Genomic DNA, 3404 nt, shown 5'->3' with positions numbered 1-3404 from the left:
CCGCGTCCAGACGGATCACGTCGATGCCGCGGTTGGTCAGGTAGAGCAGATTTTCGGTCATGTCGTTGAACACTACGGGGTTCGCGTAGTTCAAATCCCACTGGTAGGGATAGAAATTGGTCATGACCACCTGCTTGCAGTCATCCAGCCAAGTAAAGCTGCCCGGCGCCGTGGTGGGGAACACCTGCGGCACGGTCTTTTCAAACTCGTTGGGGATGTCCCAGTTGTCGTAGAAGAAATACCGCTCCCGGTAGCCCGGTTCGCCGACCCGGGCCTTGCGGGCCCATTCGTGATCCTCGCTGGTGTGGTTCATCACAAAGTCCAGACACAGGCTCATGCCCTTTTCCCGGCAGGCGTCGGCCAGATGTTCCAGATCCGCCATGGTGCCCAGTTCCGGCTGCACGGTGCGGAAATCCGCCACCGCGTAACCGCCGTCGCTGCGGCCTTTGGGGCTTTGCAGCAGCGGCATCAGGTGCAGGTAGTTCACCCCGCATTCCTGAATGTAGGGCAGCTTTTCTTCCACCCCTTTCAGGGTGCCTGCAAAGGCATTGGTGTACATCATCATGCCCAGCAGATCCCGGCGGCGATACCAGTTGGGGTTGGCCTCCCGGGCGGCATCCTGCGCCCGCAGGGCCGGTTTGCGGTCCGCCCATGCCCGGCGCAGCATGGCGATGCAGTAGTCAAAAGCCTGCATATCTCCGTGATACAGCTCGCAGTACAGCCACTTCAATTCGTCGTAGTGGCGGGCCAGACGGCGCTCAAAGGCGGCGTCCTCCTCGTGGGGAATGGTCTGGGCAGCTTTTAGGGCCGGCTTTTGGGGCGCAGCCTTCAGGGCTTCTTTTTTCGGCGCCGCCTTGAGGGCCTCCTTCTTGGGGGCGGCGTTCAAGGCTTCCTTTTTCGGGGCCGCAGTCAACACCGGCTGCGGGGCGGCCTTGGGGGCCGCTGCCGGTGTCTTTTTCTCCGCACCGGTGGGCGCAGCTTTGGCAGCCGCAGCCTTTTTCTTCTTCCCGGATTTCATCGAGATTCCTCCTTTGGAATATCACACACGAACCAGATGCAGCTGCACGCTGGGGAAATCACCCACCAGATGGGGCAGGGTGTATCCGGCATACATCAAGGTGCTGCCGCTGTAAACGGCGCCCACCAAACGGTCGGTGACCGCAGCGCCGTTTTCCGGCGTAGAGGTGGTGCCGTAGACCTGCAGGCTCTCCACCCGGTAGAGGGCATCCTCCTCCAAGCCGCGCAGGCAGAGATGGAGCGGCCGGGCGTTGGCTTCGGGGTGGGTCAGCACCAAGTTGACCAGCGCTTCCTTCTCGGTCACGGTCTGCCACGCGGTGTAGCGGGGCTCCCGGGCAGGATCGCTCAACCGATAGTACTGGCCGTTTTGCAGCACATCGTACAGTTTCTTGAAGGTCTGGATCTGCTCCTTGACCTGCTCACATTCCGTATCGCTCAATTTGCCCAGATCCAGCTCGTAGCCGAAGGTACCGCTCATGGCGACCACGGCGCGAGTCCACAGCGGGGTGGTGCGGCCGGTCTGGTGGTTGGGGCAGGCCGAAACATGGGCGCCCATGGCCGACACCGGATACCCGAAGGAGGTGCCGTGCTGAATGGTCAGCCGCTCAATGGCGTCGGTGTCGTCGCTGCACCAGATCTGGGGGAAGTAGGCCAGCATACCGGCATCGAAACGGCCGCCGCCGCCGGCGCAGCCCTCAAACAGCACGTTGGGGAAGGCGGTGGTCAGCCGGTCCAGCAGCCGATACACGCCCAGCATATAGCGGTGGGCGACCTCGCCCTGCCGTTCCAGCGGCAGCGCACGGCTGTATACATCGGACATGTTGCGGTTCATGTCCCATTTGACATATTCAATGTGGTGGTTGCGCAGAAGATCACTCAGCACTTCGGTGAGGTAATCCACCACCTCATCCCGGCCAAAGTCTAGCACCAACTGGTCGCGGCCCATGGCAGGGTCACGGCCGGGCAGCGTCAGCGCCCAATCATGGTGGGCCCGGTACAGGTCGGAATCCTCGCTGATCATCTCGGGCTCGATCCAGATGCCGAACTTCATGCCCAGTGCGTTGACCCGCTCGATCAGCGGGTTCAGGCCGCCGGGCAGCTTTTTCTCGTTCACATACCAGTCGCCCAGACCGCTGTTGTCGTCGTCCCGCTTGCCAAACCAGCCGTCGTCCAACACCAACATTTCCACGCCCAGACTGGCGGCCTTCTCGGCAATGCGGCAGATGGTTTCGGTGTTGAACTGGAAGTAGGTGGCCTCCCAGTTGTTGATCAGCACCGGACGCCGGGTAAACCGGAAGGGGCTGCGGCAGATGTTGTGCCGGATAAAGTGCTGGTACCGCTGGGACAGGGCGGTCAAACCGTTGGGGGCGCAGCAGAGCAGCACCTCCGGGGTGGTAAAGGCGTCCCCCGGTTCCAGCCGCCAGCGGAACCGCTCGTCATGGATGCCGCTGACCACACGGGTAGAACCGTTTTGATCCACCTCGATGTCGGTGCGGTGGCTGCCCGAGTAGACCAGCATCACGCCGTAGCACAGGCCGGAGGTCTCGGTGGCGTCCCGGTCACAGAGGATCACAAAGGGGTTGTGGTGGTGGCTGGAAGCGCCCCGGGTGGAAGAGATGGTTTGGATCGCATTGGCCAGCGGGGTGCGCTGCATCTGGCGCTCCATGGCGTGGCGGCCGTGGAAGTGGATCATATCCCACTGGCCGAAGGGCAGGTCCAGACAGACCGAGGCCGCTTTTTCCAGATGCAGGATGTGGGTGCCGTTGTTGCGCAGGCGGGCCGCCCGGGTGATAATGTCCTGCTGGGCGAACACGCCGTAGAAGAGGTCCAGTTCCAGTCCGGTGACGAAGTCCCGCAGCGTAATGCAGAGGGTCTCGGCGTCGCCGTCTTCCTCATGGGCGCAGGGCAGGTCCTGCAAGGTGTATTTGCCCTGCTGGATCCGATGGGACACATAGACAAAATCCGCACCGGCCGCGCCTGTTTCATCCCGGACCACCAGACAGGACAACCGGAAATCGCCCACATTGCAGCCGGTATACTCTTGCGGCAACACATCGGGGGAAACGCCCCGCTCCCGGCGGCAGGCGTAGTAGTCCGGCGAAAAACCGTGGTCGGCGGGGGGATACAGATCGCTCAGGCAGCCTTGGCCGATGCTGCGGCCATAGTAAAGGTGCAGCAGGTGGCCGCGGGGATCTACCTGCATGTGATAGCTGGTGTGCGCGGTCTCCAGTGCAAAAACGCCTGTGGCGGTGTCGAATTGAATGCCCATAAAAGGACCTCCTGAAAAAAGTATATAGACAGTGCCGTACCCTGCCGAAGCGGGGGAAAACGGACACACTGTTTTCCCAACAAACAACGGCAGGCGGGCGGACCGGGTCATTCCGGTC

General features: G+C 62.0%; 2 protein-coding genes. Both read right to left on the bottom strand.

Going from position 1 to position 3404, the window contains the following annotated elements:
- The coding region (locus tag Q0526_RS12990; RefSeq protein WP_298734327.1) for an alpha-amylase family glycosyl hydrolase at window positions 1–1018 on the bottom strand (1018 nt) is incomplete at its 3' end.
- A 21-nt stretch (window positions 1019–1039) separates the two neighbouring features.
- Window positions 1040–3286 (bottom strand): alpha-galactosidase, encoded by a 2247-nt coding sequence (locus Q0526_RS12985; protein ID WP_298734324.1) that lies wholly within the window; start codon window positions 3284–3286, stop codon window positions 1040–1042.
- Window positions 3287–3404: the final 118 nt, after the last annotated feature.

This window comes from uncultured Subdoligranulum sp., assembly GCF_937890665.1.
The sequence above is the reverse complement of the archived record's forward strand: the minus strand, read 5'-3'. Positions and strand labels throughout refer to the sequence as shown.

What these genes read in the sequence shown, in the direction of transcription:
- Q0526_RS12985 (WP_298734324.1), bottom strand. Translation starts at nt 3,286, where the DNA reads ATGGGCATTCAATTCGACACCGCCACAGGCGTTTTTGCACTGGAGACC.